Annotated in this window: 1 protein-coding gene; it reads right to left on the bottom strand. The window is 51.6% G+C overall.

The features are described from left to right. Positions 1-578 (bottom strand): EF-Tu/IF-2/RF-3 family GTPase (locus PUZ33_RS25140; RefSeq protein ID WP_252000637.1); only part of this gene is annotated, 578 nt, incomplete at both ends.

Consider the following 578-nt stretch of genomic DNA (forward strand, 5'->3'; position numbering starts at 1 on the left):
CCTTCACGGATTGCGAAACGCAGACCGTCGTCCATCGCGATTGGGTGGATCAGAGTCACAACCATCTTGATGTTGTCGCCTGGCATTACCATCTCTACGCCTTCTGGCAGTTCGATGGTACCGGTCACGTCAGTTGTACGGAAGTAGAACTGTGGACGGTAGCCTTTGAAGAACGGAGTATGACGGCCGCCTTCGTCTTTGGACAGGATGTACACTTCAGATTCGAACTTGGTGTGTGGCTTGATTGAGCCTGGCTTCGCCAGAACCTGACCACGTTCGATTTCTTCACGTTTGATACCACGCAGCAGAACACCAACGTTCTCACCAGCACGGCCTTCGTCCAGCAGTTTGCGGAACATTTCAACGCCAGTACAGGTAGACTTCGCAGTCTCTTTGATACCAACGATTTCAACTTCTTCACCCACTTTGATGATACCGCGCTCTACACGACCGGTAACAACGGTACCACGACCGGAGATGGAGAATACGTCTTCGATTGGCAGCAGGAATGGCTTGTCAATCGCACGCTCTGGTTCTGGGATGTAAGAATCCAGGTAGCCAGCCAGTTCGATGATTTT

The sequence above is a fragment of the Enterobacter cloacae complex sp. 2022EL-00981 genome (genome assembly GCF_028737495.1).
Lineage (GTDB): Bacteria > Pseudomonadota > Gammaproteobacteria > Enterobacterales > Enterobacteriaceae > Enterobacter > Enterobacter cloacae.